Below are 25,886 nucleotides of genomic sequence, written 5' to 3'. Positions count from 1 at the left end.
AAATAAATCAAGAATAATGAAAAAAATTGCCATTGTTATGGGTGGTTATACCGAAGAATCTGTTATTTCACTAAAAAGCGGAAAAGTTGTTTACGAAAATCTAAATAGAAAAGAATTTTTACCTTATAAAATCTATATATACAGAGATCAATGGATTTTAAAGGATGAAAAAAATCATGAATATCCTATTAATAAACATGATTTTACCGTTTGTCTCAAACAGGATCAAATTTTAAAATTTGATTGTGTATTTAATGTTATTCATGGGACTCCAGGAGAAGATGGAATATTACAATCTTATTTTCATTTATTGAAAATCCCTTATACGGGATGTAACTTTCATCAATCCAATATAACTTTTAACAAAAAATATTGTTTAACTTTCTTGAAAGAATTTGGAATAGATACAGCTGTTTCCTTTTTCTTAAATAAGAATCAACCTTTTTGCGAAAAAAATATTATAAAAAAAGTAGGACTCCCCTGTTTTGTAAAACCTAATAGAGCAGGATCTAGTTTAGGTATATCCAAAGTGTATAAAAAAGAGGATCTATTACCTTCTATAGAAAAAGCTTTTAAAGAAGATCACGAAATTATTATTGAATCTTTTCTAAAAGGAATTGAAGTTTCCGTAGGAGTTATTTCATTCAATCATCAAATTAAAGTTTTACCAATTACAGAAATAATCAGTAGAAATGATTTTTTCGATTTTGAATCGAAATATGGTGGAGGATCTCAAGAAATTACACCTGCTAGATTATTACCAAATATTGAAAGGAAGATTCAAAAATTGGCAAAAAAAGTATGCAATATTTTAAATTTATCAGGAATATCTAGATCGGAATATATCCTTGTAAAGGATACCCCTTTTTTTTTAGAAATAAATACTATACCTGGACTTTCGGAAGAAAGTATTTTTCCCAAACAATTAAATATTGCCGGAATATCTTTATCCGATTTATTCAAACAATCTATCGATTATTCTATTGAGTGTTCAAAAAAATTATAATTTACAATTGCATTTTTTTTTGCAAAAGTTCTTTTTGTTTGAAAAAAAATTACACAAATTTTTGAATAAATAAATTATGGAATACGAGAATAATAAACCAATAATAACATATTGCCACATTTTCATTTTAAAATTTTATAAATAAGAAAAGAAAAAAGATAAGCTAATGTTGTCATAAAAAAAAATTGCATGATGGGCCACTTCCAAGATTTAGTCTCTTTTCTTACTATGGATAAGGTACTTATGCATTGTATAGAGAAAGCATAGAAAAATAATAAAGAAAATCCTGTAGCCAGATTATAAACCGGTTTTCCTGTTTCAGGAAATGTTTCTTTTTTCATTTTTTCTTCTAAGAGTAAATTTCCTTTTTCCATACTATTTTCTATACTATATATAGATGTCATAGTGCTAACAAATACTTCTCTTGCTACAAGCGAAGAGAATAATCCAATTCCTATTTTCCAATCATATCCTAATGGTTTAAGAAAGGGTTCCATTTTTTTTCCTATTAAACCTAAATAAGAATTAGGAAGTGTTTGTCTTTGGATCCTTTCTTCAATAAAAGTATAATTTTGATTCGATAATTTTTTTGAAGGGCCAAAGGATCCTAAACTCCAAATTAATACATTAACCAATAAAATCATTTTTCCTGCATTCAAAATAAAAGATTTGATATTCATCCAAAGAGTAATTAATATATTTATGAATATAGGACATTTATAAGTAGGCATTTCCATAATAAGATGACTTTTATAATCTTTTTTCAAAAACTGATGAAGTATCCTAGATATGCTTAAAGCAGAAAAAAAACTTAAAAAATACATAGCCATGAGTACTACTCCTCTTAATTGAATAAAATACCATTTTTGATTTGGAATGACTAAAGAAATAATTAAAGTATAAACAGGCAATCTAGCTGAACATATCATAAAAGGGGTAACTAAAATAGTGATTAAACGATCTCTAGGATTTTCAATATTTCTAGCAGACATTATTGCTGGAATGGAACAAGCTATACTAGATATAAGAGGTACTACACTTTTTCCATTTAATCCAAAAGGTCGCATCATTCTATCCATTAGAAAAATGACCCTAGTTATATAACCACTTTCTTCCATAAGAAGAATAAAAAATAATAAAATAAAAATTTGTGGAATAAAAGTAATAATGGTACTAATTCCGGGTATAATTCCTTGTAAAAAAAAATTATTTAAAGGACCTGGATAAATATTTTTCAGCTTTTTTTGAAGAATATAAAAAAAAAATTCTATAAATTTTTTAGGAATTTCTGACCAAAAAAAAACACTTTGAAATATGATGAATAATAAAAAAAAGAAAATAAAATATCCCCATAAAGGATGTAACAATAAAGCATTATCTATTTTTTTGGAAAAATTTAAATAGTTTTTTTCTTTTTCAGAAAGAAATTCAGAAACAGTTTTGGATAAAATGTTACTTATTTCTTGATATCTATCCAATGTTTCCTTAATTTGCAATCTTTTAGAAATAATATTGTGTTTTTTTTTTATTTCATTTAAAATTTTTTCTTCATTATTATTAGCTAAATAGTACCAAGCTCTATAGGTATTTACTTGATAAAAAGTTTTTACATCTTGAATAGCAATGGGATAATACGATTCTGGATTAAAAAAAAAAGATATTCTCTTTGTTTTATCATTCATGTTTTTTATTTTATTTTTAACCTTTTCTATTCCTATTCCTTTTCTCGCATCAATTGATACAATTTCTGTTATAAGAAATTCTTTCAGTTTTTCTATATCAATGACAATTCCCTTTTTTTTTGCTTCATCAATCATATTTAGAACAAACAAGACAGAAAAACCTAAATCTTGTATTTGTCTTAATAAAAGAATACTTTTTTTTATATTGGAGGAATCCGCTACAACAATAATTTTATCTGGATAATCCACATTTTCTGTATCAGTCAGTAAGAATTTACTCACTATTTCTTCATCTTTAGAGGATGGGTATATACTATAAGTTCCAGGAAGATCTACTATTTGATAATAGGTACGATCATAATAAAAATACCCTATTTTTTTATCAACTGTTACGCCCAAATAATTTCCTATTTTTTGGTTAAGTCCAGTCAATTTGTTGAATAAAGAAGTTTTTCCAACATTTGGATTTCCAATTATAGCCAATTTTACTATTTTTTTTTGCATTAGATAGATTCTACTATAAGAATATTTTTTCTATAAGAATATTTTCTGCCTCTTTTCTACGTAATGCTAAACAAGATTGATCATAGCCAATACAAAGTGGATCATAAAAAATGGAAACGAAAAGTATTTCAAATTTAACACCAGGTAAAATACCTAATTCTAATAATTTTATAGGGAAATCTTCATTTTTATATCCTTTAATGATTCCCTTTTCTCCTTTTTTAAGATTAGATAGTTTCAAATTTATGTTTTTTTTTAAAATATGAAATAACTTTTTATCTATAGAAAAAAAACGAAATAAAAATAAAGGTTGTAAATTTATCTACCAAAAAATATGTTATAACTTATGACGTCTATTTTTGTTAGATCCATACAGTTACTTTTCAGTGTTTCCATATTGATTATTATTCATGAATTAGGACATTTTTTATTGGCAAAAGTATTTAAAGTACATGTAGAAAGATTTTTTTTGTTTTTTGATCCATGGTTTTCTCTTTTCCAAAAAAAAATAGGAAATACTATTTATGGAATAGGTTGGATTCCTTTAGGAGGATATATAAAAATATCCGGAATGATGGAAGAAGAAGATAAAATAAATTCTTCAGAAAGACATCCAAAAAATTGGGAATTTCGTTCAAAATCTTCAATAAAACGATTGTTGATTGTATCAGGGGGAATTATTTCCAATGTATTATTATCTATTCTTATTTTTTCTTTTTTGATACTTAAATATGGAGAAACTAACCTACCTACAAAAAATGTTAGATATGGAATTGAAGTTGATTCAATGGGAAAAAAGATTGGTTTAGAAAATGGAGACAAAATTCTATTTGTAAATAATAAATATGTTCCATATTTTAATGATATACCAAAAGCCATCATTTTAGGAAAATCCATTACTATAGATAGAATGGGAAAAATTATTCATTTATCGTTGAGTGATGATAAAAAAAGATATCTTTTTGATAGAAGAGAATTCAGTTTTTTTATTAAACCCCGTGTTCCACCTATTATAAATTATGTAGTTAAAAATTCAGTAGCATATCAATATGGACTAAGAAACAATGATGAAATTTTATCTATAAATTCGGAATTCATTTTATTTTCCGATCAATTAAAAGATAGTTTATCTAAATACAAGAACCAAAATATATTTATTTCTATCAATAGAAAAGGACAATTAATTCAAAAAAAAGTTGTTTTGGATAAAACAGGAGTATTAGGTATTTATTTAAAGGATTTTATGGATATGGATAAAATATTTTTATTCGAAAGGAAAAATTATTCAATCATGGAAAGTTTTCCTTACGGAGTGAAAAGAACTTTTGAAGTTCTAAAAAATCAAATAGATTTTTTGAAAAATGTTTTTCATATAGAAACTAAGGCTTATAAACAGATAGGGAGTTTTTTTTCTATGGCTAAAGAATTTCCTAACCAATGGAATTGGAATATATTTTGGACATTAACAGCTACTTTATCCATTTGGTTGGCATTTTTGAATCTATTTCCTATTCCATCCTTAGATGGAGGTTACATTTTGTTTATTATGATAGAAATGATGACTAAAAAAAAGATTAACGAAAGTATTCTTGAACGTTGTACAATCATTGGATTTTTAATTATAAGTTTTATTATGATTATGGTCCTTATATGGGATATCTTTAAAGTATTTTTTTATTAAATTTTAATTAAAAAAAAAACGTTTGATCGATAGTGATTCCTATATCAATGACAAGATCCTTTTTATGTATTGGTTGAATACAATTTATGGGTGGAAAAAAACTCAATCCTATTTTTAATACATTCTTTTTACATAATGGAATAAATCTATCATAAAAACCTTTTCCATAACCAATTCTATAACCTTTTAAATCGAACACTAATAATGGGATAAATAAAACTTCAATCAAAGAAGGATGGACAATATGTTTCTGTATTGGTTCCGAAATTCCATATTTGTTTATTTTTAATAATGTATTTTTGTCAAAATAACAATTATCTATGGATGAATTAGTAAAATTTGAATAAGGAATTGTTATATGCTTTTTTTTTTTATAAGACAATTGATAATTATAAACGTATTTATTTCATTATATTTCTGTATGGGTAAGAAAATATGATAATATTTTTTATCCCATATAGAAAGTTTTTTTGATTGAAAAAATATTTCATAACTTTTTTTCTTTACTTCCTCTTTAGAAAGAGAATTTCTGTATAGGAAATATTTTTTCCGTAATTCTTTTTTATTCATTTTATACATTTTTTAATTTTATCCTTCATAAAATTTTCTAATATTTTTCCTATTGTTTGAGGATCCTCTATCGGTCCCATATGACCTGTTTGTATTTCAATGGAATAACTATTGTATCCAAATTTTGCTTCTTCATGTATTCTTTTTTTAGGAAGAATTAAATCATATAAACCAATTACATATAATTTTGGAAATTTTGTTTGTTTTAATAAAAATCTTCTATCTTTACGAATAGACATTCCTCGTAAGAAAGAAATTACACTATGAATAGAAGTAGACAAAGCCATTTTTTTTATAAAATTAATTTCTTTTTGCAAAGAATCTAATTTTTTAGGATTGAATAATTTATTTATGCTAGAAGATACAAATAAAGAATAGTCATCTATTGCTAATTGAATAGACCGTATTCTATTATTCTTTTTTTCTTTTGTATCAGATTTTGCGGTAGAATGAAGCAAACATAAACCTAAAAATATTTCTGGATGTTTTTCTAAAAGAGCCATGGAAATATATCCACCCATAGAATGACCAATAAAAACCGCTTTATTGATATTTTCCTTTTCCAAAATTAATTTTACTATATCCGCCAATTCTTCCATAGAGAAAATCTTTTTTTCTTCATAAGAAGAACTTTTTCCATGACCAGGAAAATCAATTAAAATAACCTTATACTTTTCGTGAAAAGTATCACAAACATAATTCCAAATTTCTAAATTTTCCATAAATCCGTGCAAAAAAATAATGGATTGGCCTCTTCCTATTATTTCATAATAGATTTTTTTTTTATTATAATATATGAACATATTCTTTCTTATATTAAATGAACTAATATAGAATTATATTTTTTATCATTCAAAAATGAAGTTAATAATGCTATGCTGTTAACTATAAATATTGGAAATTCAAGTCTTCGTTTTGGACTATTTAATAATTATAATTTGAAATGCAATTGTTCATGGATTATTAACAGTCAACCTCATAGATCTTTAGATGAATATATTTGGTTATTTAGGAACATATATCAACAATATGGAATTTTATCCAAACTAATACGGAACATAGTGATTGGATCTGTAGTTCCTCCTCTTACTAACATTGTAGAACAATCTTTATATGAAATTCATAAAATAAAACCAATAATAGTAGATAGATATTCCGCTTCCCCAATCAAACATTATTCTCATCAATTAGGAACAGATTTATATGCTAATGCTATAGCTGCATATATGTTGTATAATAAAAAAACTACTTTAGTCGTAGACTTTGGAACTGCATTAAGTTTAACCTGCATAGATAAACATGGAAATCTTCAAGGAGTTATTATTGCTCCAGGAGTGAATAGTTCCTTATCCGCATTGATTGGAAACACAGCTCAACTTTCACAAATAGAATTAAAAAAACCTCCTAGTATATTAGGAAAGTACACTGAAAAATGTATCCAAAGTGGAATTATTTATGGATATTTAAGTATGGTAGAAGGTCTTATTAACCGTGTAAATAAAGAATTAAAAACAAATTGTTTGGTTATTGCTACTGGAGGACTTTCTCATGTATATACTCCTTTAACCAAAAAGATTCATTTAAAGGATAAGTTACATACAATCAAAGGTTTAAATATTTTGTTTCATTGGAATAAGTAGATCCTTATTTTAGGATGGATTTCTTTATTCTTTCTGATAAATTTTTGAAATATTTTACCGGAAAATTTATTCTTTTCTTAGAAAAATCTCCATCACTTTCTTGATCCATAGGAATTAAGTGAATGTGAACATGAGGAATTTCAAAACCCATAACAAATATTCCTACTCGATTACAAGGAATTATTTTTTCAATACCTATAGCTACTTTTCGAGTAAAAGACATGATGGAGAGAAATTCTCCTTCTGTAAGAGAAAATATTTTTTCTACATTCTTTTTTTTTGGGATAACTAAAGTATGGCCTATTTTTAGTGGATAAATATCTAAAAAAGCTAAATGTTCAGTATCTTCTGCTACTTTATAAGCGGTAACTTCGTTTTTGATTATTTTTGTAAATATATTATTGTTATTCACTGAATGCTATTTCTAAAATTTCGTAATCGAGAATCATTTGATTAGGAAGTTTAATATGAGCAATTTGTCCTACTTTTTTTCCAAGTAAACCTGTAGATATGGGAGTATTTATAGATATTTTTCCAGATTTTAAATCTGTTTCTCCTTCTGGAACTAAAGTATATATTTGTTCTCCTCCATAAGTTAAATTTTTAACTCTTACTGTGGATAGAATGGAGACTCTGGTTCTATTTATTTGTGATCCATCAATAATCCTCGCATTGGATAATTTTTTTTTTAATTTAGCTATATTCATTTCTAAGAATCCTTGTGCTTCCTTTATGGCATCATATTCTGCATTTTCTGAAATATCTCCTTTATCTCTTGCTTCTGCTATTTGCATTGATATTTTTGGACGTTCTATGTTTTCTAGTCTTTCTATTTCTTGTTGTAGTTTTTTTAGTCCTTCTTTAGTTATATATTCGAATTTATCCATATTTTTATATTTGTCCTTAATAAATTATGTAAAAAATTATTTGTTATCTAATTATTTTTTTAAATTTTGTAAAATATTTTATGGGTTTATTGGTCCATTTTTTTATTCTTTTGTCTATTATAATATCGCAAATTACAGGAAAAGTGATAAAAATTTATGATGGAGATACTTTTAAAATTAAAGGGAAAATGAAAGAATATAAAATAAGAATTTCGGATATAGATTGTCCAGAAAAAAATCAATCTTATGGGGTTATAGCAAAGAATTTTTTGAAGAAAAAAATTTTGAATAAAAAAGTATTAATTAAGAATGTAAAAAAAGACAAATACAATCGATTGGTAGGATTGGTAATTTATGACAACAATAAAGATTTGGGGAAAGAAATACTAGAATCCGGATTGGCTTGGGTTTGGAAATTTTCTAAAAATATTCAATATAAAAAAATTGAGGATATAGCGAAAAGAAATAAAATCGGACTATGGAAAAAAAAGAAACCTATTAATCCATATGATTGGAAAAAAATCAAAAAATTATTCTATTCGTAAAATATTCGCGCCTAAAATACGTAATCGTTGATCAATGTTTTCATATCCTCTATCTATTTGTTCTATATTTTTTATTATGCTAGTACCTTTAGCAGAAAGTGCGGCTATTAGAAGAGAAATTCCTGCTCGTATATCTGGAGAATTTAAGATAGATCCTCGCAAAGAAGATTGATGGTTTAATCCAATAACAGTTGCTCTATGAGGATCACATAATATTATTTGTGCTCCCATTTCGATCAGTTTATCTACAAAAAATAATCTACTTTCGAACATTTTCTGATGAATCAATACACTTCCTTTTGCTTGAGTGGCTACAACTGTTAAAATACTTAATAAATCTGGAGTTAAACCTGGCCATGGAGCATCAGATATTGTTAATATAGCATTATTTAATAATTTTTTTATTTTGTAATATTTTTGAGAAGGAATATAAATATCATCATTTTTTTTTTCTAATTTTATTCCCATTTTTTGAAATATATTTGGGATTATTCCTAGATTCTTCCAACTAACATTCCGAATTTTTATTTCTGAACTAGTAATAGCGGCTAAACCTATCCAACTTCCTATTTCTATCATATCAGGCAAAATAGAATGCCTGCATCCACCTAATTCTGTAACTCCGGTGATATTAATCAGATTAGAACCTATTCCTTTTATTTTTGCTCCCATTTTATTCAATAATCTACATAATTGTTGAATGTAAGGTTCACAAGCAGCGTTATAAATAGTGGTTTTTCCTTTAGCTAAGGTAGCGGCCATGATAATATTAGCCGTTCCCGTTATAGAAGATTCTTCTAAAAGAATAAATTTCCCCGTCAAATATTTGGAATGAATAAGAAAGTATTGACCTTCCTTATAATCTATATGACTTCCTAAAGATTCAAAACCTCTTAAATGAGCATCCAGACGTCTACGACCAATTCTATCTCCTCCAGGTATTGGCATGCAAACTTTTCCGAATCTAGCTAGCAAAGGGCCAGCTATCATGACAGATCCCCTAATAGATTTTCCATATTCACGAAATTTTTCCGTATTTAAATATTCAAGTTGAATGTCTTTTGCCTGAAAAGTATAATCTCCAATATTATTTTTCTTTACTATAACTCCTAAATTTTGAAGTATTTGCATTAAACACTTGACATCTCCTATTTCTGGAATATTTTTTATTCTTAATTTTTCTGAGGTCAACAACACAGCGCACAAAACTTGTAAAGCTTCATTTTTTGCCCCTTGCGGTTTTATTTCTCCTTTTAAAGGAGATCCTCCCACTATTTTAAAAGAAGCCATTATTTTTCATGTAATTTTTTTTGTAAACAATGTTCCCGAATTCTTCATTAAACATATTTTTCCTTTTGAAAGTTTCTTTAAATCTTGAAAGATGACATCATCTTCCACCATATTTTTATTCCACTTTAAATAGTTTTTCTTCATGGTATTTGCTATGGCATAGAATAATCCTTCTTTTTTTTTCCTATTTTTACAATGGATTGCTACATGTATCATGTTTCTTATAATTTTTCCATAATATCGAAAATTTGTTAAATATTTAGGGTATATTACTTTTTTATAATGGTCCATTTTTATTTTTTCTGGATTTGGTTTTGGAAAAGGAGTATCGATATCCAATTGATATTTGGACATAATAAATAATTGATGCCATAATTTATTATGCTGAAAATAAGGGATTTTTTTTTGATTAAATATAGAATACGTCATTAATTTAATAATACTCCATGCGCAACGATTACGTTTTTTTCTATTTTTTATTTTTATTGCATAATCGACCATTTTATGAATATTTCTCCCATATTTTGGGATAACTAATTTGAAACGATTAGTATTATATTCCATATTGATTTTTTTTTATAAAAATAAGATCTTTTCTTCTAGGATTTTTGTTGTAATAAGAAGTTTTATCTAATGTCCAAATAATCTTGTTTTGGAAAGAATTTTTTCTCATTTTACAGGAACTATTGAAACAGGAAGAACAATGATACTCTTTGCATGCATCCACGTGCACAGATAACTCTACTTTATTGCCAAATTGATCCTTGGTTAATTTTGTTAATTTACGTACTTCTTTATTGGCCTCTTTTACATTAAAAAACCATGGGACCGTTAAATGACAATCTACATGCAAAGCACTTCCATATTTAATAATTTTTAAACGATGAAGATCAATCCAATGAACATCTCTTCTTTCATTTATATAAAAAGATAATTTTTTTAAAAGTTTTTTGTCAGATTCATCCATAATGCCAGCTGTAGCATATCTTAATAATTTTAATCCAGTATATAATATTATGAAGGAAAAAATAAGAGAAATGATAGAATCTATCCATATGCATTTGGTAATATTTAATAATATTAATCCTCCTACTATTCCAAAAGTAGAATAGGTATCTATTTGAAGATGTTTTCCACTAGCTATTAACGTTAAAGCTCCATTTTTATTTCCTATTTTACAGGCAAATAATCCTAAACAATAATTAATAATAGCGGTGAAGAACATTAAAAACATACCATAATCCAATCTTAATAAAAAGACAGTATCCTGCTGTTTTACACGTATAAAAGTGGTTATAAGAATGAAAATTCCTACTAAAAAAATTAAAAAACCTTCTATAGCCGTTGATATAAATTCTATTTTTCCATGACCATATGGATGATTTTTGTCTTTAGGTAAAGAAGAGATATGAAGGCTATATAATCCAATAAATCCACTAATTATATTGGTTATGCTTTCCATAGCATCACTGAATATAGAAATTGAAGAAGTTATATACCAAGTAATTAACTTAATAAAAAATAAAATTACTGCTACAAAACAAATTAGTTTTTGTAGACTACAATTTATTTTTATATTCTTATCTTCCATAAATAAGAAAAATAGGTGGTAAAAGTTTTATGAATAAACAATAAGTTTAAGTTTAGCTAGTTTTAGTAAAATTTTTTTTACTCCTGATTGTTGAAATTTAATTATAGCTATTTCATTTTTTATATTTATAATGATGCCTATTCCAAAATGTTGGTGAAAAACTTTTACTCCTTTTTTTAATGTTGTTTCATGATGGTATGTTGTTGTATCCAACTTATTTTTTTTTTCCGATAAGTTGAAAACGAATTTTTCTATTTCAAGAAATTTTTTATTAAGTTCATGAATAAAACGACTAGGAATATTCATGATCCTTTTCCCCCATAAAAAACGATATTTTGTATAAGTTAATATAGCTTTTTTTTTAGCTCTTGTTAAAGCTACATAGAATAAACGACGTTCTTCTTCAAGTTTCAATTGGTTGTCTAAACTAGATCTTGAAGGAAATAAATTTTCTTCTAATCCTGTAATAAAAACAACTGTAAATTCCAATCCTTTGGATAAATGAATAGTCATTAACGAAACCTTATTTTCATCTTTTTCATCCTCATTTATTCCTTCTTTTAAAGAAAAATATTGTAAAAAACCAGATAAACTCATATCTCCATTTTCTTTTAATTTTTTTTGATTTTCAAGATAAAGAGATATATGATCTAATATAGATTGAAAATAATCATTATTATAATTTTTATCTTCTTCCAATAAGAAATTCACTATACATTTTGCTATTGTATATGTATTTTTTCTATTATTTAATTGAAAACGAAAATTTTCTATGGTGTAGATTAAATTTTCTAACTTTTCTTTTTTATTGATTAATTGGTGATATTTACTAATATTTTTTAATATATTGTATACGGTTTTCTTTGTTCTTTTAGAAAATTCCAATATTAATTTAACAGTTTTTTTATTTCCTATTTTTTTTTTTATTATTCGTAATAAAGATTCCTCATCATTTGGATTATTGACAATTCTAAAATAAGCTAGTAAATCTAAAGTTTCTTTTCTTTTATAAAAGGAGATAGATCCGTATATCTTATAGGGGATATTTTTTTCCTTCAGTGTATGTTCTAGTATATTGGATTGTGTATTGGTCCTATAAAGTATGGAAAAATCTCTGTTTTTAAATTTTTTTGTTCTTTTATGAAAAAGGATAGAATCAGCAATATATTGTGCTTCTTCTTTATCAGAATGGGCTTCATATATTTTTATTTTTTCTCCTTTTTCGTTATTAGTCCAAACATTTTTTAGGAGTTGATTTTTGTTAAAGGAAATAATTTTATTAGAAGCTTGTACTATGTAATTAGTAGATCGATAATTTTGTTCCAAACGAAAAATCTTCGCTTCTTTGTATTCTCTATGAAAATTTAAAATATTTGAAATGTTGGCGCCACGGAATGCATAGATACTTTGTGCATCATCGCCTACCACAAAAATATTTCTATGTTTGTAGGATAACTTATTAATGATAGAATTTTGAGAAGAATTAGTATCTTGATATTCATCGATTAATATATACTTAAATTTTTCTTGATATTTTTTTAGTACATTTGGAAAACGAAAAAATAAATAATTTGTGTGAATCAATATATCATCAAAATCTAATGCTTCTGATTTTGAACAACGTTTTCTATAAGATTCATAGATTTTTTTTATAACATCCAAATCCTTAAAATCCTTTTTTATTAAACCATCGAAATTGAATAAGTAGTTTTTATATTCAGATATTTTTTTTATAATTTTATTTGGACTAATAGAGGTTTTTAAATTTATATCTTCTAATATTTTTTTTATAACATTTTCTGAATCTCTTTGATCATAAATAGTATAATTGGATTTGTACCCTAACCAATGAGATTCTTTACGTAAAATTCCTGAAAATATGGAATGAAAAGTTCCCAATGAAATCGAATTTAAATCAGTATCATCCATCATCATATTTGAAATTCTTTTTCTCATTTCATTAGCCGCTTTATTAGTGAAAGTTAAAGCAAGGATATTGGATGGTTTTATTCCTATATTTTTGATCATGTGTGCAATACGATATGTAATTACACGTGTTTTTCCAGACCCTGCTCCAGCAATAACAAGTACGGGACCATCAATAGTTTCTATAATCTTACGTTGCAAGCTATTAATGGGAAACGATTCATTATCAACCATTTTTTTTAAATGAATTAATTACTTTTTTCCCATAAATATTTGTAATTATTATAAAAATTTTTTTTGATATATTTATGGGATAAGAAAAAATTTTTAGCAATTGGAATTACTTCTTTCATTAATCTATAGTCTTTAATGATATTGGCAATGCGTAAATAAGATTTTCCGCTTTGTTTTGTTCCTATTAAATCTCCGCTTCCACGTAATTGAAGATCTTTTTTAGCTATTTCTAATCCATCATTAGTTTGGCACATTACTTTTATTCTAAAACGACTTTCCATACTTATTTCATTATTAGTCATAAGAATACAATAACTTTGATGTGGTCCACGTCCTACCCTTCCTCTTAATTGATGTAATTGAGATAACCCAAAACAATCTGCATTTTCTATTAAAATAACTGAAGCATTAGGAACATCTACTCCCACTTCTATAACTGTGGTAGATACCATTATTTTAGTTTTTCCATGTAAAAATCGATCCATTTGAATGTTTTTTTCTTTGTATTTCATTTTTCCATGTAGAATTCCAATATCATCTTTAAAATTTTTGAATTTTTCTTTTATGATTTGATAACCCGTCATCAAATTTTGATATTCATTCTTTTTGCATTTGTCTATAGTAGGATAGATAATGTATATTTGTCTTCCTTTTATAATTTGATTATTTATAAGTTTAAAAACTTGAGATCTATTTCTATCCAAAAAATGGATAGTTTTAATAGGTTTCCTATCCATAGGCAGCTTTTTGATAATAGAAATATTTAAATTTCTAGAGATGGTCATTGATAAGGTTCTAGGAATAGGAGTAGCAGTCATTATTAATATATGAGGTTTTTTTTTATGGTTTTCCAAAATTATATCTCTTTGTTCTACGCCGAAACGTTGTTGTTCGTCAATTATGGCTAATCCAAGATTCTTAAATTGAACTGTTTTTTGAATTAAAGTATGTGTTCCTATAAGAATAAGAATTTTTCCTGTAAAAATATCATTGTATATACACTTTCGTATTTTAATAGAAGTCCCTCCCGTTAATAAAGCTATTCGGATTCCAATTCTAGAAAACATTTTCTGAATATAATAATAATGTTGGATAGCTAAAACTTCAGTAGGAACCATTAAACAAGATTGAAATCCATTATCCAAAGCAATAAGCATAGATAATACGGCTATTATAGTTTTTCCACATCCTACATCTCCTTGTAACAATCGGTTCATTTGAATAGGTTTTTTTAAATCATGACGTATTTCTTTAAGAACTTTTTTTTGTTCTTCTGTTAAAGGAAAGGGTAAAAAATATTTGTAAAATTTGTAAAAGTTTTTTCCTAATTTTGAAAAAGGATAACTGGATAAAGAAGATCTTGTATTCCCATCTTTTTTGTATAAAAAAGATAATTTAAAAAAAAACAATTCTTCAAATTTCAAACGATATTGTGCTTGAAATAGTTGATTGAAAGATTTTGGAAAATGAATTTGAATTAAGGCTTCTTTTCTTTTCATTAATCTTTGTTTCATAAGAACATCCTGTAAAAATATTTCTTCTATATTTTCTTCTTTTGATTCTTCTATTATATTTTTTAATAAATTCATTATAAAAGAATTGTTGATTCCTTTTTCTTTGAGTTTTTTCGATATAGGATATATAGGATGTATTATGGAAATATTTTTTTTTGATAATTTTTGAATATATGGATGAATAATTTGAATTTTTTGTTGAAAATATTTAATATTTCCACAAACTATTAGAGGGATATTTTTTTTGATACTTCTTTTAAAAAGATTGGTTTTTCTGAACCAGATTAATTCAATAAATCCTGTTTTATTTTCTAAATGTGCTATCAATATTTTTCTTTTCTTATAGTTAAATTCTTGAATTTTTGTAATTTTTCCTGATACTTGTATTTTTTTTTTGTAATTTTTTTTTTTAAATTTCGATACATTCTCTAATATAGGGATATGGGCATATTTCTTTGGATAGAAAAAAAGTAAATCTTGATATGTATGAATATTCAATTCTATGTTAAGTAAACGAGCTTTTTTTGAGCTTAATCCTTTTAAATGTTCTATAGGTTTTTCTATAATTGACATTTTTTTAGTTTGTTTTGAGGATGATTATCCATTTTATTGGATAAAAATAACTTAATTTTAAAAAAAAGGACATTTAGCTCAGTTGGTTTAGAGCGCTACTTTGACAGAGTAGAGGTCGTCGGTTCAAATCCGATAGTGTCCATTATGATTTTTTATTTATGGTATTAATTACAATAGTAAGAGAAGGAGAATCTATTGATAAAGCCTTGAAAAAATGTAAAAAAAAGTTTGATAAAACTCGTATTTTGAAGGAATTCAGAGAAAAACAACAATATATAAAACCTTCTGAGGGAAGAAGGAATGAGATTTTAAAAGCTATATATAGAGAACGTATGAGATTAAAAAAAGAGGAATAGATGAACTGAACTATGAAGAAAAATAGTAAGAAAAATCATATTTTTGGATTGATTGGAAAAGAAATTGGTTATTCTTTTTCAAAGAACTATTTTATGGATAAATTCAAAAGAGAATCTATTACTCAAGTTTCTTATGAAATATTTGATATTCAGAAAATAGAAGATGTATTATGGGTTTTTAAAAATCCTTATTTAAAAGGATGCAATATTACTATTCCATATAAAAAAAGTATTATTTATTTTCTTACTGAATTAACTCCAGAAGCAAAATCTATTGGATCCGTAAATGTTGTAAAAATTAATGAGGATGGACATCGTATTGGTTACAATACAGATATTATAGGTTTTGAATTATCTTTTAAAAAGGATATAAATAAGTTACCTAAAAATCCAAAAGCATTGATTTTTGGGACTGGTGGAGTATCCATGTCTGTTTCTTTTATTCTAAATAAGTTAGGAATATACTATAAAAATGTCTCTAGAAGAAAGAATAAGGATTTTTTGGGATATGAAGAAATTGACAGAGATTTATTAGAAGAATATAAAATTCTTATTAATTGTACTCCTGTAGGTACTTATCCAAGAATAAACTTAAGTATTCCTTTGCCCTATCAATATCTTTCTTCTAATCATTATCTTTATGATTTGGTTTATAATCCATCTAAAACTTTATTTTTAAAAAAAGGAGAAGAAAGAGGGGCAATGATTAGAAATGGATTAGAAATGTTCCGAATTCAAGCAGAAGAATCTTGGAAAATATGGAATTATTAGGTTTTATTTTTATTGAGGAATGAAATATAAAGAAATTTTTATGTATAGAGCTATTCAATTGGCTAAAAATGGATTAGGGTTTACTTCCCCTAATCCTATGGTAGGATGTGTCATAGAAAGGAATGGTTTTATTCTTTCAGAAGGATGGCACCATAAAGCAGGAAATTCTCATGCTGAAGAGAAGGCTATAAATATGGTCAAAGATTGGTCCTTGTTGGTGGATTCTACACTTTATGTTACATTAGAACCATGTGTTCATTTTGGAAAAACACCACCTTGTGTTGATTTAATTATTAAAAATCATATTCCTAGAGTTGTAATAGGGGTACAGGATCCTTGTGATAAAGTTAAAGGATTAGGAATTAATAAGTTAATAAAACATGGAGTAGAAGTAATAGAAAATGTTTTAAAAGATGAATGTCGGATTTTAAACAAACGTTTTTTCACTTTTTATGAAAAAAAAAGGCCTTATGTTATATTAAAATGGGCACAAAGTAATGACGGATTTATGGATTTTACAAAAAAAAAAAAAAATTATGGATTAGTGGAGTTTATGCTAGACAATTGAGTCATAAATGGAGATCAGAAGAAGATAGCATTTTGGTTGGAAGAAAGACTGTTTTAAATGATAATCCGAAATTAGATGTTAGAGAATGGTTTGGAAATAATCCTGTTAGGATTATTCTTGATAGAAATTTAAGTATATCCGATTCTTATTTTGTTTTGGATGGAACAAAAAAAACAATTGTTTTTACCGAAAAAAAAAAAGAAAATAAAAGAAACACGGAATTTGTTAGAATATCTTTTGATAACAGGGTAGTAAAAAATATATTGAATTATTTATTTCAAAAAAAAATACTATCTTTAATTGTAGAGGGAGGAAAAAAGACATTAGAAAGTTTTATAAAAGAAAAAGTTTGGGATGAATCCAGAATTTTTATCTGTAATGTTCTTTTAAAAAATGGATTACAAGCGCCTGTAATAAGTGGAAAAATTTTAAAAAAAATGTATATAGAGAAGGATCAATTGGTTATTAAAATTCCATTTTAATTCATAATAAATTTGATTGTGTCGATATTATTGGGATAATCACTTAATTGAGGTTTTTGGGTTTTTCCGAAATCGACTTCATTTTGAAAAACGTTTTTTGAAACAATACATTGTAAATGTTCCTTATTTTTTTGAATATAAATTTTTAAATCGTTTAAATCTTTATAAAACTCGTAGTAAACTACAGAAATTGGACTATGATATTTTTTATTTTCTATGAAAATAATTAAATCGTTTTTTTTCATAGATATTATTCTATTCATAGTATAAATAGAAAGATAGTAATTGTAATTATCTATATACTTCTTATTTTTCATTATATACAAATAATATTTTAATAGATGGTAATCTAAAATTTTATGCAGGCTATAATTATCAGGGATAAATATTTTTCCAACATTTCTACATCCTCTTCCGGAATAAGTTAATATATCTTTATTTAAAGAAATTAAATCTTCTTTACTTTCATTTCCCTGTAGGATGGCTATGGATGTTCGTCTTTTCCGAATAAGAATAGGATATTTTCTAAAATAATATTCGAAATAACGAGCTGTATTATTACTTCCACTTGCTATAACACAATTATATTCTTCTTTAAAAAAATTATTAGTAAATTTTATTTTATTCTTTAAAGAAGGATCTATATAAGTAATAATATTGCATAAAAATGGAAGTAATAAATTGTCTTCTTTAGACAATTTTATTAAAATACGATTTCCTGATAAAAGAACACATAAAAAATCATGAAATCCAGCTATTGGTATATTTCCTGGCATAATAACTAAAACTGTTTTTATTGACTTATTTTTAATAAAAGGATATTTATTCATCCAAGATTCTATCTTTCCTATTTCAAGAACATTTCCCCATTGTTCAATGGTTATTAATAAATCTTCTATCCTAAACCAACTATTTATAGTTGGAATTTTACGAACAAGATCTTGAAAAGGATAAAAAAATTTTTTAAAATGACTTGAAATATATTTTTCATGTACATAAAATTTCTTAAATTCTCGAAGGAAACAACCTAGTTTATCAAAAATTTGAATCATAAGAATATTATTTTCAATTAAATTTAATTTAAATGTCCATAAAAATTACAGAAGAATGTATTAATTGTGGAGCTTGTGAATCTGAATGTCCTAATCATGCGATTTACGAAGGAGGTAAAAAATGGAGAATGTCAGATGGAACATCTTTAAAAAAGAAAAAGTCAGAAAAGATAGATTTTACTATCCCTCAAAATCCGAAAAAAAAGGATATTTATTTTATAGTATCGGAAAAATGTACAGAATGTGTAGGTTTTTATGAGGAGCCTCAATGTGTAATAATTTGTCCAGTAAGTTGTTGTGTATTGGATGAAAAATCTTTAGAATCTAAAGAGGATCTTCTTAAAAAGAAAAATTTTTTGCATGATTCTTTTTAGATAAAAACTTATATATGAATACTCAATATTTAGAAATAAAGAGAGCTTTTAAGGATTGGAAGAAAATTGTAAAACCTTATTATCCAAATAATGGCAAAGCTTTTACTCATATTATCAACACTTTTATTCCTTTTATTGTTATTTGGGTAATAATGGAATATTATATTTTTAACTACTCAAAATATCTGACATTTTTATTTTCTATATTAAATTCATTTTTTTTAATAAGAATATTTATTATTCAGCATGATTGTGGACATCAGTCTTTTACTTCTTCAAGAAGGATCAATAATGTAATAGGTTTTATTTGCAGTCTTTTAACCTTGATTCCATTTAAATATTGGGCTAAATCACACAATTATCATCATGCACATAATTCTCAATTGGATTTCAGAGATATAGGAGATATAACGATTCTTACAGTTCGAGAATATCATGAATTAAGTTTTTGGAAAAAAATAAAGTATAGAATGTATCGTTCATTTTTTGTTATGTTTTTTTTGGGTCCTATTTATTATATTTTTATACATAGTAGATTGCCATTGATTCATATAAAAGGTTGGGAAAGAGTAAAAATAGATCTTTGGATAAGTAATTTTTGTATTTTATTTTTTTATGTATTTATAGGATATTTCATAGGTTTTTTTAAATTATTATTTATACAATTGCCAATTTCTGTTTGCTTTTCTATTGTAGCTATATGGATTTTTTATGTTCAACATCAACATAATCCTAATTATAAAGAATGGAAAAAAAATTGGAGTTATTGTGTAGCAGCAATAAAAGGAAGTTCTTTTTACAAACTACCAAAAATAATTCATTGGTTTACAGGAAATATAGGATATCATCATATTCATCATTTATCACCAAGGATTCCATTTTATTATTTACCAGATTGTCATAGTAAGAATCCTATTTTTGATAAATATGTAACAAAAATGAATTTTTCAGGAAGTTTTAAATGTGCTAGATACAAACTTTGGGATGAAAAAAACAAGAAAATGATAAGTTTTAAATCTTATGAAAAAAGTAGAATATGATTGGAAACATTTTCTAAAGAAAGAAAGGGATAAACCTTAAGATTATTAAAATGGAATATAAGAATTATATTTGTTTTCCAGATAAAAAAAATATTCTTTTCTCATTCTTGTTCTTTTCAAGAGGTTAAAGTAGTTCTATCATTCATTCTTCTAATAAAATTAAAGACTTCCCATCCATCTCCTATTTCTGCAAGTCTTGGCTTTTTTGGATCAAAACATTTCTTGAAAATAAATCAATTTCTGCAAGGGGATTACATATGTATTGATTTATTTTCAAAACTCAATAATGCTGCTTCTTTGATAGATTCACTAAAAGTAGGATGTGGATGACAAATTCTATAAATATCTTCTGAAGAAGAACGGAATTCCATGGCTACAGTTGCTTCCATAATCATATCAGTGGCATGTTCTCCTATCATATGAACTCCTAGTATTTCATCCGTTTTTTTATGGGATATTATTTTTACAAAACCTGATTTACAGTCACTTGCATGTGATATTCCCAATATTTTCATTGGAAAAAAACCTATATTGTATTCTATTCCTTCTTTCTTTATTTCCTTTTCGGTTTTTCCAACACTAGATACTTCAGGATAAGTATAGATAACGGATGGTACTAAATCATAATTTATTTTGTTTGGTTTTTGTCCAGCAATATGTTCTGCTGCATACAAACCTTCTTCTTCTGCTTTATGCGCTAACATTTTTCCTCCTATTACATCTCCTATAGCATAGATATTATTGACAGAACTTTGTAAGAGATCATTAACTAATATGAATCCTTTTTTGTTTTTTTTGATTCCTATATTTTCTAATCCAAGATTCTTTGTATAAGGAGTTCTTCCTACTGATAGAAGACAATAATCCCCTATATATTTCATATTCTTTCCATTATTTTTATTTTTAACGTAAACTGATACTTCTTTAGTCTTTTCTAAGATTTCTATGTTATTTATTGATAAGGAATTCTCTATTTGAATAGAAGATTCTTCCAATATTTTTTTAATTTCTTGACTTAAGGAATGATCCATATTGGGGATGATTCTATCCATAGTTTCAATAATGGTAACACTGCTTCCTAATCGATGATAAATAGAACCCAATTCTAATCCAATAAATCCTCCTCCAATTACTATTAATTTTTTTGGTATTTCATTTAGAAAAAGAGCTTCTGTAGAAGAAATAATTCTCTTTTGGATATCGAAATTTAAAAATGGAAGACATGAAGGTTTTGATCCTGTGGCTATTATACAATATTTAAATTGTATTTTTTGTATTTCTTTTAAATATTTTTTATCAAAAATAGATAAACTATGATTGGTTTTAAATGAGGCAATTCCTTGATATAAATCAATTTTATTTTTTTTCATTAAATATTTAACTCCTTCATTCGTTTTCTTTACAATCCCGTTTTTTCTTTCTATCATTTTTCTGAAATCTAAGGATAATTTTTCGTAAAAAATACCATGTGAATAGTGTTTTTTTTTCGCAAAAAGAAAATATTTGGAAGAATATAAAAGAGATTTAGAAGGAATGCAACCTACATTTAAACATGTTCCACCTAATTCTTGGTATTTTTCTATAATAGCTGTACGAAGACCAAGTTGACTAGCACGGATAGCTGAAACATAACCTCCTGGACCAGAACCTATTACAACAAGATCGTAATTATTCATTATGAAAATTTTTTGATTATATTATAATAAAGTTACATATTTAACACATATGCAAAAATTAATGGAGCAACAATGGTTGCGTCTGATTCTATGATAAATTTAGGAGTTTCTTTATCTAATTTTCCCCAAGTTATTTTCTCATTAGGAATAGCACCTGAGTACGATCCATAACTAGTGGTTGAATCAGAAATTTGGCAAAAATAGGCCCAAAAAGGTATATCTTTCGCTCCTATATCTTGTGATAACATAGGAACAACACAAATAGGAAAGTCTCCAGATATTCCTCCTCCTATTTGGAAAAAACCTATTTTGTTTTTGATAGATTCTTTTTGGTACCATTCTGCTAAATAAATCATATATTCAATTCCATTTTTTACGATAAATGGAGAGAATAATTTTTTCATACAATACGAAGAAAAAATATTTCCTATTGTGCTGTCTTCCCAACCTGGAATTACTATAGGTATATTTTTTTTTGCTGCAGCCAATACCCAGCTGTCTTTTGAATTAATATTGTAATAAGGTTCTAAAATATTGTCCAATAATAATTGATAAATATACTCATGGGGGAAATAACGTTTTTCTTTTTCTTGAGCTCTTTTCCATATATTGAAAATATATTTTTGTAATTGTTTAAAAGCTTGTTCTTCTGGAATACAAGTATCCGTAACACGGTTAAATCCTTTTTTGAAAAAATATTTTTCCTCATCAGGAGTTAAATATCTATAATCAGGAATTTTTTTATAATGTTTATGAGCGATTAAATTCATTATATCTTCTTCTAAATTAGCCCCAGTACAAGATATAATATGAACTTTATCTTTTCGTATCATTTCTGCTAATATTTTTCCTAGCTCTGCCGTACTCATAGCTCCTGCTAATGTGATCATCATTTTTCCATTATCTTTAATATGATATTTATAGGCTTTAGCTGCTTCTGATAAAGATAAAGCATTAAAATGAAGGTAATATTTTTCAATAAAGGAAGTGATTTTCATAATTATTATTATTTTATCTTGCTATTTGTACAGCTCTTGTTTCTCTAATAACTGTTACTTTTATTTGACCAGGATAAGTCATTTCATTCTTTATTTTCTCTGTTATATCACAAGATAATTGAAAAGCTTTTTTGTCATCTATTTTTTCGCTTTCTACTATTACACGTAGTTCTCTCCCTGCTTGTATAGCAAAAGCTTTATTAACTCCATCAAAACTGAAAGCTATATCTTCCAGATTTTTTAATCTTTTTGAGTAAGATTCGAAAGAATTTCTTCTTACTCCAGGACGTGCTCCGCTAATAGAGTCTGATACTTGGACAATAGGAGATAAGAAAGCTTTCATCTCTATTTCATCATGGTGAGATCCTATAGCATTACAAACTTCTATGTTTTCTCCATACTTTTCTGCCCATTGCATTCCTAAAATAGCATGAGGAAGTTCTGATTCTTTTTCAGGAACTTTTCCAATATCATGTAATAAACCTGCACGTTTTGCCAATTTAGCATTCAACCCTAATTCTGACGCCAATATACCTGCTAGATGAGCCACTTCTCTAGAATGCTGCAAAAGATTTTGTCCATAAGAAGAACGATATTTCATTCTTCCTATCATTGTAATTAATTCTGGATGAATTCCATGAATTCCTAAATCGATTATATTTTTTTTTCCTATTTCTACTATTTCTTCTTCCATTTGTTTTTCTGTCTTTGCCACAATTTCTTCGATTCTTGCTGGATGAATACGACCATCTATTACCAATTTGTGAAGTGCTAGTCTTGCTATCTCTCTTCTTATAGGATTGAAACAGGATAAAAGAATAGCTTCTGGAGTATCATCCACAATGATCTCTACACCTGTTGCTTTTTCCAAAGCTCTTATGTTTCTTCCTTCTCGTCCAATAATTCGTCCTTTCACATCATCTGATTCTATATTAAAAACAGATACAGAGTTTTCAACTGCTTGTTCTGTCCCTATTCTTTGTATAGCTTGAATTACAATTTTTCTAGCTTCTATTTTTGCAGTTAATTGTGATTCTTCTATAATATTTTGTATGTAGGATTGTGCTTTTACTTTTGCTTCTTCTTTAAGTATTTCAATTAATTCTTTTTTAGCCTCTTCAGAAGAATAATTGGATATTTTTTCAAGTAATTCTACTTGTTTTATATGCATATTTTTAAATTCTTCTTGTTTTTTTTGAATATTTTTCAATTTTTTTTCAAAATCGTGTATTTGTGTTTCTAAACGGTTATTTCTTTTAAAATAAATTTCTATTTCTTTTGAAAGAATGTTTTTTTTTTCTTTTGTTTGATTTTCTATATCAATTATTTTTTTTTCTCTAAGGTGAACATTTTTTTCATGTTTATACTTAAGTTCTATAAATTTTTCTTTTGCTTGAAGTATTTTTTTTCTTTTTATAGAGTCTCCTTCTTTTTCTGCATTTTTTATAATTTTTTTTGCTTTAATATTGGCTTTTTCTAATAATTGAATATATTTTTTCAATATGGTTTTTTTTCCAAAAAAATAACATGTGATAATTCCAATCATGAACCCCATTAGGATCGAAAATCCAACATTTATTTTCATAATATTTACTCAATTTAAATAAAAATAAAATAGGCATTTTAATAACATTTTTAAAAAAACAAAAACTAACAAATAAGATTATTGATGTTTCTATTGTTGATTCTTATTATTTTTGTAGATTGATAATATGAAACGAGCATACTTAGATAATGCGGCTACAACCCCTGTAAGAAGTGAAGTTATAAAAGTAATGGGGAACACATTAAGATATTCATTTGGAAATCCTTCTTCTACACAACATAGTTATGGAAGGGAAGCTCGTTCTATAATAGAAGAATCTAGAATTCGTATAGCAAAGAATATAAAAGCGTATCCATCTGAAATTATTTTCACTTCTTGTGGAACAGAGGCTAATAATATAATTTTGAGATCGGCTGTCATAGATTTAAAGGTCCAATGTATTTTAACCTCTCCCTTAGAACATTATTCTGTATTACAAACAGTATCGGATCTATCCTATAGATATAAAGTTTTGGTAGAATTTATCAAAATCGAAGACAAAGGAATCATAGACTTGAATCATCTGGAAATGGTATTAAAAAAAAATTTTACTAAAAGAAGAATTCTTGTAAGTTTAATGTATGCCAACAATGAGATTGGAAATTTATTAGAAATAGATAAAGTTGGAATTCTTTGTAAGAAATACAATACTTATTTCCATTCAGATACAATTCAAATTATTGGAAATTACCCCATAAACATGAAAAAATCTCCTTTGGATTTTGCTACTGCTAGTGCACACAAATTTTATGGACCAAAAGGAATAGGTTTTGTATTTATTAGAGAAAAGTTTGTCAAAAAAATCAAACCATTAATCACAGGAGGAAATCAAGAATATGGAATTCGTTCAGGAACAGAAAATGTTTATGGGATTGTTGGTTTATCGAAAGCTTTACATTTGGCATGTTGTAATTTAACCAATCATATGGAAAAAATTTTAAATTTAAAATTGTATTGTATTTCTGAATTGAAAAAAACAATTCCAAATATAGTCTTTAATGGATTATCAGATACTCCTGATAAGAGTGTTCCTACTATATTGAATATTTTTTATCCAAAAAAAGATCATTTATTATATTTTCATTTAGATTTAATGGGAGTATCTATTTCTAATGGAAGTTCTTGTAATTCAATAGGGTTTAAAAATATATCCCATGTTATTAAATCTATAGACAATAAAAACTTGTTGAAAGATATGACACCTATAAGGATATCTTTTGGGTTTTTCAATAATAAAAAAGATGTTGATTTATTGATTAAAGCCTTCAATAAGATAAAAAATTGATAAAAAAAAAATATCTTTACACAAATTATCATTATTCAGTGAACCAGTGTAATTTT

The 25,886-nt window shown here is 26.0% G+C and carries 25 protein-coding genes, 1 tRNA gene and 1 pseudogene; 11 read left to right on the top strand and 16 right to left on the bottom strand.

From position 1 onward, the window contains the following. Window positions 1-16 precede the first annotated feature (16 nt). The gene (locus MADAR_RS02390) at window positions 17-1,006 is read left to right on the top strand and encodes a D-alanine--D-alanine ligase (RefSeq protein WP_014158934.1); all 990 of its coding nucleotides are present in this window, start codon (window positions 17-19) and stop codon (window positions 1,004-1,006) included. Between the two features lie 122 nt (window positions 1,007-1,128). On the opposite strand, the gene feoB is transcribed toward MADAR_RS02390, so the two are convergent. Both feoB and MADAR_RS02380 read right to left on the bottom strand, forming a co-directional pair. After that, window positions 1,129-3,192, bottom strand: a complete 2,064-nt coding sequence (gene feoB, locus MADAR_RS02385; RefSeq protein WP_014158933.1) for a ferrous iron transport protein B — start codon at window positions 3,190-3,192, stop codon at window positions 1,129-1,131. A gap of 13 nt (window positions 3,193-3,205) precedes the next feature. After that, window positions 3,206-3,433 carry a FeoA family protein gene (locus MADAR_RS02380; RefSeq protein ID WP_014158932.1) on the bottom strand — a complete coding sequence of 76 codons (228 nt, stop codon included), beginning with the start codon at window positions 3,431-3,433 and terminating at the stop codon, window positions 3,206-3,208. A gap of 105 nt (window positions 3,434-3,538) precedes the next feature. Here MADAR_RS02380 and rseP point away from each other — a divergent pair, with 105 nt between their 5' ends. Further along, the gene (rseP, locus tag MADAR_RS02375; protein WP_014158931.1) at window positions 3,539-4,873 is read left to right on the top strand and encodes an RIP metalloprotease RseP; all 1,335 of its coding nucleotides are present in this window, start codon (window positions 3,539-3,541) and stop codon (window positions 4,871-4,873) included. 7 nt (window positions 4,874-4,880) lie between these two features. Here the strand turns inward: rseP and MADAR_RS02370 are convergent, their stop codons facing one another. From MADAR_RS02370 to MADAR_RS02365, 3 genes are read right to left on the bottom strand one after another with little or no spacing between them, the layout of a single operon-like run. Then, entirely contained in the window at window positions 4,881-5,255 is a 375-nt protein-coding gene (locus tag MADAR_RS02370; protein ID WP_238523393.1) for a 5-formyltetrahydrofolate cyclo-ligase, read from the bottom strand. Then, window positions 5,228-5,443 carry a hypothetical protein gene (locus tag MADAR_RS03065; protein WP_238523391.1) on the bottom strand — a complete coding sequence of 72 codons (216 nt, stop codon included), beginning with the start codon at window positions 5,441-5,443 and terminating at the stop codon, window positions 5,228-5,230. The genes MADAR_RS02370 and MADAR_RS03065 overlap by 28 nt, the downstream gene beginning before the upstream one ends. Continuing rightward, window positions 5,440-6,246: an alpha/beta fold hydrolase gene (locus tag MADAR_RS02365; RefSeq protein WP_014158930.1), complete on the bottom strand. Its 807-nt coding sequence runs from the start codon at window positions 6,244-6,246 to the stop codon at window positions 5,440-5,442. The genes MADAR_RS03065 and MADAR_RS02365 overlap by 4 nt, the downstream gene beginning before the upstream one ends. A gap of 72 nt (window positions 6,247-6,318) precedes the next feature. On the opposite strand from MADAR_RS02365, the gene MADAR_RS02360 reads away from it, so the two are divergent. Further along, window positions 6,319-7,083, top strand: a complete 765-nt coding sequence (locus MADAR_RS02360; protein WP_014158929.1) for a type III pantothenate kinase — start codon at window positions 6,319-6,321, stop codon at window positions 7,081-7,083. Between the two features lie 4 nt (window positions 7,084-7,087). On the opposite strand, the gene MADAR_RS02355 is transcribed toward MADAR_RS02360, so the two are convergent. Next, complete coding sequence (locus MADAR_RS02355) at window positions 7,088-7,495, bottom strand: HIT family protein (RefSeq protein ID WP_014158928.1); 408 nt, start codon at window positions 7,493-7,495, stop codon at window positions 7,088-7,090. Beyond that, window positions 7,488-7,970, bottom strand: coding sequence for a transcription elongation factor GreA (greA, locus tag MADAR_RS02350; protein WP_014158927.1), 483 nt, complete (start codon window positions 7,968-7,970; stop codon window positions 7,488-7,490). Before greA ends, MADAR_RS02355 begins: the two co-directional genes overlap by 8 nt. 80 nt (window positions 7,971-8,050) lie before the next feature. Here greA and MADAR_RS02345 point away from each other — a divergent pair, with 80 nt between their 5' ends. After that, complete coding sequence (locus tag MADAR_RS02345; protein WP_014158926.1) at window positions 8,051-8,515, top strand: thermonuclease family protein; 465 nt, start codon at window positions 8,051-8,053, stop codon at window positions 8,513-8,515. On the opposite strand, the gene murA is transcribed toward MADAR_RS02345, so the two are convergent. The 5 genes from murA to recG are packed head-to-tail and all read right to left on the bottom strand — an operon-like array spanning window position 8,501 to window position 15,643. Then, window positions 8,501-9,805, bottom strand: a complete 1,305-nt coding sequence (murA, locus tag MADAR_RS02340; RefSeq protein WP_014158925.1) for a UDP-N-acetylglucosamine 1-carboxyvinyltransferase — start codon at window positions 9,803-9,805, stop codon at window positions 8,501-8,503. The genes MADAR_RS02345 and murA overlap by 15 nt on opposite strands. 6 nt (window positions 9,806-9,811) lie before the next feature. Next, on the bottom strand, window positions 9,812-10,369 hold the full coding sequence (locus MADAR_RS02335) for a DUF4290 domain-containing protein (protein WP_014158924.1): 558 nt from the start codon (window positions 10,367-10,369) through the stop codon (window positions 9,812-9,814). After that, window positions 10,359-11,396 (bottom strand): cation diffusion facilitator family transporter, encoded by a 1,038-nt coding sequence (locus MADAR_RS02330; RefSeq protein WP_014158923.1) that lies wholly within the window; start codon window positions 11,394-11,396, stop codon window positions 10,359-10,361. The genes MADAR_RS02335 and MADAR_RS02330 overlap by 11 nt, the downstream gene beginning before the upstream one ends. Before the next feature lie 27 nt (window positions 11,397-11,423). After that, window positions 11,424-13,556: an ATP-dependent helicase gene (locus MADAR_RS02325; protein WP_014158922.1), complete on the bottom strand. Its 2,133-nt coding sequence runs from the start codon at window positions 13,554-13,556 to the stop codon at window positions 11,424-11,426. A 14-nt stretch (window positions 13,557-13,570) separates the two neighbouring features. Beyond that, entirely contained in the window at window positions 13,571-15,643 is a 2,073-nt protein-coding gene (recG, locus tag MADAR_RS02320; RefSeq protein ID WP_014158921.1) for an ATP-dependent DNA helicase RecG, read from the bottom strand. A 67-nt stretch (window positions 15,644-15,710) separates the two neighbouring features. Here recG and MADAR_RS02315 point away from each other — a divergent pair. From MADAR_RS02315 to ribD, 4 genes and pseudogenes are all read left to right on the top strand, one after another. Next, window positions 15,711-15,785: transfer RNA gene (locus MADAR_RS02315), tRNA-Val, on the top strand. A gap of 16 nt (window positions 15,786-15,801) precedes the next feature. Next, window positions 15,802-15,999 (top strand): 30S ribosomal protein S21, encoded by a 198-nt coding sequence (gene rpsU, locus MADAR_RS02310; protein WP_014158920.1) that lies wholly within the window; start codon window positions 15,802-15,804, stop codon window positions 15,997-15,999. Between the two features lie 12 nt (window positions 16,000-16,011). Continuing rightward, a complete protein-coding gene (locus MADAR_RS02305) occupies window positions 16,012-16,770 on the top strand; it encodes a shikimate dehydrogenase (protein WP_014158919.1) in 759 nt (252 codons plus the stop codon). Window positions 16,771-16,789: 19 nt separating this feature from the next. Next, a pseudogene (ribD, locus tag MADAR_RS02300) lies at window positions 16,790-17,820 on the top strand (bifunctional diaminohydroxyphosphoribosylaminopyrimidine deaminase/5-amino-6-(5-phosphoribosylamino)uracil reductase RibD). On the opposite strand, the gene MADAR_RS02295 reads toward ribD, so the two are convergent. Continuing rightward, entirely contained in the window at window positions 17,817-18,872 is a 1,056-nt protein-coding gene (locus MADAR_RS02295) for an acyl-CoA reductase (protein WP_014158918.1), read from the bottom strand. The pseudogene ribD and the gene MADAR_RS02295 sit on opposite strands and share 4 nt — an antisense overlap. A 32-nt stretch (window positions 18,873-18,904) precedes the next feature. Here MADAR_RS02295 and MADAR_RS02290 point away from each other — a divergent pair, with 32 nt between their 5' ends. Together MADAR_RS02290 and MADAR_RS02285 are read left to right on the top strand one after the other, a co-directional pair. After that, a complete protein-coding gene (locus MADAR_RS02290; RefSeq protein WP_014158917.1) occupies window positions 18,905-19,246 on the top strand; it encodes a 4Fe-4S binding protein in 342 nt (113 codons plus the stop codon). 14 nt (window positions 19,247-19,260) lie between these two features. Further along, the gene (locus tag MADAR_RS02285) at window positions 19,261-20,286 is read left to right on the top strand and encodes a fatty acid desaturase (RefSeq protein WP_014158916.1); all 1,026 of its coding nucleotides are present in this window, start codon (window positions 19,261-19,263) and stop codon (window positions 20,284-20,286) included. Window positions 20,287-20,537: 251 nt separating this feature from the next. Here the strand turns inward: MADAR_RS02285 and lpdA are convergent, their stop codons facing one another. From lpdA to rny, 3 genes are read right to left on the bottom strand one after another with little or no spacing between them, the layout of a single operon-like run. Beyond that, on the bottom strand, window positions 20,538-21,962 hold the full coding sequence (gene lpdA, locus MADAR_RS02280) for a dihydrolipoyl dehydrogenase (protein ID WP_014158915.1): 1,425 nt from the start codon (window positions 21,960-21,962) through the stop codon (window positions 20,538-20,540). A gap of 32 nt (window positions 21,963-21,994) precedes the next feature. After that, a complete protein-coding gene (locus tag MADAR_RS02275; RefSeq protein WP_014158914.1) occupies window positions 21,995-22,960 on the bottom strand; it encodes a deoxyhypusine synthase family protein in 966 nt (321 codons plus the stop codon). A 13-nt stretch (window positions 22,961-22,973) separates the two neighbouring features. Then, window positions 22,974-24,545, bottom strand: coding sequence for a ribonuclease Y (gene rny, locus MADAR_RS02270; protein WP_014158913.1), 1,572 nt, complete (start codon window positions 24,543-24,545; stop codon window positions 22,974-22,976). Between the two features lie 127 nt (window positions 24,546-24,672). Here rny and MADAR_RS02265 point away from each other — a divergent pair, with 127 nt between their 5' ends. Next, window positions 24,673-25,830, top strand: coding sequence for a cysteine desulfurase family protein (locus MADAR_RS02265; RefSeq protein ID WP_014158912.1), 1,158 nt, complete (start codon window positions 24,673-24,675; stop codon window positions 25,828-25,830). The last annotated feature ends 56 nt before the right edge of the window (window positions 25,831-25,886 follow it).

Source organism: Blattabacterium sp. (Mastotermes darwiniensis) str. MADAR (genome assembly GCF_000233435.1).
Lineage (GTDB): Bacteria > Bacteroidota > Bacteroidia > Flavobacteriales > Blattabacteriaceae > Blattabacterium.
Note: the sequence above shows the minus strand (reverse complement) of the source record. Positions and strands in the feature narration are given on the sequence as shown.

Excerpts from the sequence above, each read along its gene's own strand:
- feoB (WP_014158933.1), bottom strand. The coding sequence starts at position 3,192 with ATGCAAAAAAAAATAGTAAAATTGGCTATAATTGGAAATCCAAATGTT.
- greA (WP_014158927.1), bottom strand. The coding sequence starts at position 7,970 with ATGGATAAATTCGAATATATAACTAAAGAAGGACTAAAAAAACTACAA.
- MADAR_RS02290 (WP_014158917.1), top strand. The coding sequence starts at position 18,905 with ATGTCCATAAAAATTACAGAAGAATGTATTAATTGTGGAGCTTGTGAA.
- MADAR_RS02345 (WP_014158926.1), top strand. The coding sequence starts at position 8,051 with ATGGGTTTATTGGTCCATTTTTTTATTCTTTTGTCTATTATAATATCG.
- MADAR_RS02390 (WP_014158934.1), top strand. The coding sequence starts at position 17 with ATGAAAAAAATTGCCATTGTTATGGGTGGTTATACCGAAGAATCTGTT.
- rpsU (WP_014158920.1), top strand. The coding sequence starts at position 15,802 with ATGGTATTAATTACAATAGTAAGAGAAGGAGAATCTATTGATAAAGCC.
- rseP (WP_014158931.1), top strand. The coding sequence starts at position 3,539 with ATGACGTCTATTTTTGTTAGATCCATACAGTTACTTTTCAGTGTTTCC.
- MADAR_RS02275 (WP_014158914.1), bottom strand. The coding sequence starts at position 22,960 with ATGAAAATCACTTCCTTTATTGAAAAATATTACCTTCATTTTAATGCT.
- murA (WP_014158925.1), bottom strand. The coding sequence starts at position 9,805 with ATGGCTTCTTTTAAAATAGTGGGAGGATCTCCTTTAAAAGGAGAAATA.
- MADAR_RS03065 (WP_238523391.1), bottom strand. The coding sequence starts at position 5,443 with ATGAATAAAAAAGAATTACGGAAAAAATATTTCCTATACAGAAATTCT.
- lpdA (WP_014158915.1), bottom strand. The coding sequence starts at position 21,962 with ATGAATAATTACGATCTTGTTGTAATAGGTTCTGGTCCAGGAGGTTAT.
- MADAR_RS02335 (WP_014158924.1), bottom strand. The coding sequence starts at position 10,369 with ATGGAATATAATACTAATCGTTTCAAATTAGTTATCCCAAAATATGGG.
- MADAR_RS02330 (WP_014158923.1), bottom strand. The coding sequence starts at position 11,396 with ATGGAAGATAAGAATATAAAAATAAATTGTAGTCTACAAAAACTAATT.
- MADAR_RS02265 (WP_014158912.1), top strand. The coding sequence starts at position 24,673 with ATGAAACGAGCATACTTAGATAATGCGGCTACAACCCCTGTAAGAAGT.
- MADAR_RS02285 (WP_014158916.1), top strand. The coding sequence starts at position 19,261 with ATGAATACTCAATATTTAGAAATAAAGAGAGCTTTTAAGGATTGGAAG.
- MADAR_RS02325 (WP_014158922.1), bottom strand. The coding sequence starts at position 13,556 with ATGGTTGATAATGAATCGTTTCCCATTAATAGCTTGCAACGTAAGATT.
- MADAR_RS02305 (WP_014158919.1), top strand. The coding sequence starts at position 16,012 with ATGAAGAAAAATAGTAAGAAAAATCATATTTTTGGATTGATTGGAAAA.
- rny (WP_014158913.1), bottom strand. The coding sequence starts at position 24,545 with ATGAAAATAAATGTTGGATTTTCGATCCTAATGGGGTTCATGATTGGA.
- recG (WP_014158921.1), bottom strand. The coding sequence starts at position 15,643 with ATGTCAATTATAGAAAAACCTATAGAACATTTAAAAGGATTAAGCTCA.
- MADAR_RS02365 (WP_014158930.1), bottom strand. The coding sequence starts at position 6,246 with ATGTTCATATATTATAATAAAAAAAAAATCTATTATGAAATAATAGGA.
- MADAR_RS02295 (WP_014158918.1), bottom strand. The coding sequence starts at position 18,872 with ATGATTCAAATTTTTGATAAACTAGGTTGTTTCCTTCGAGAATTTAAG.
- MADAR_RS02360 (WP_014158929.1), top strand. The coding sequence starts at position 6,319 with ATGCTGTTAACTATAAATATTGGAAATTCAAGTCTTCGTTTTGGACTA.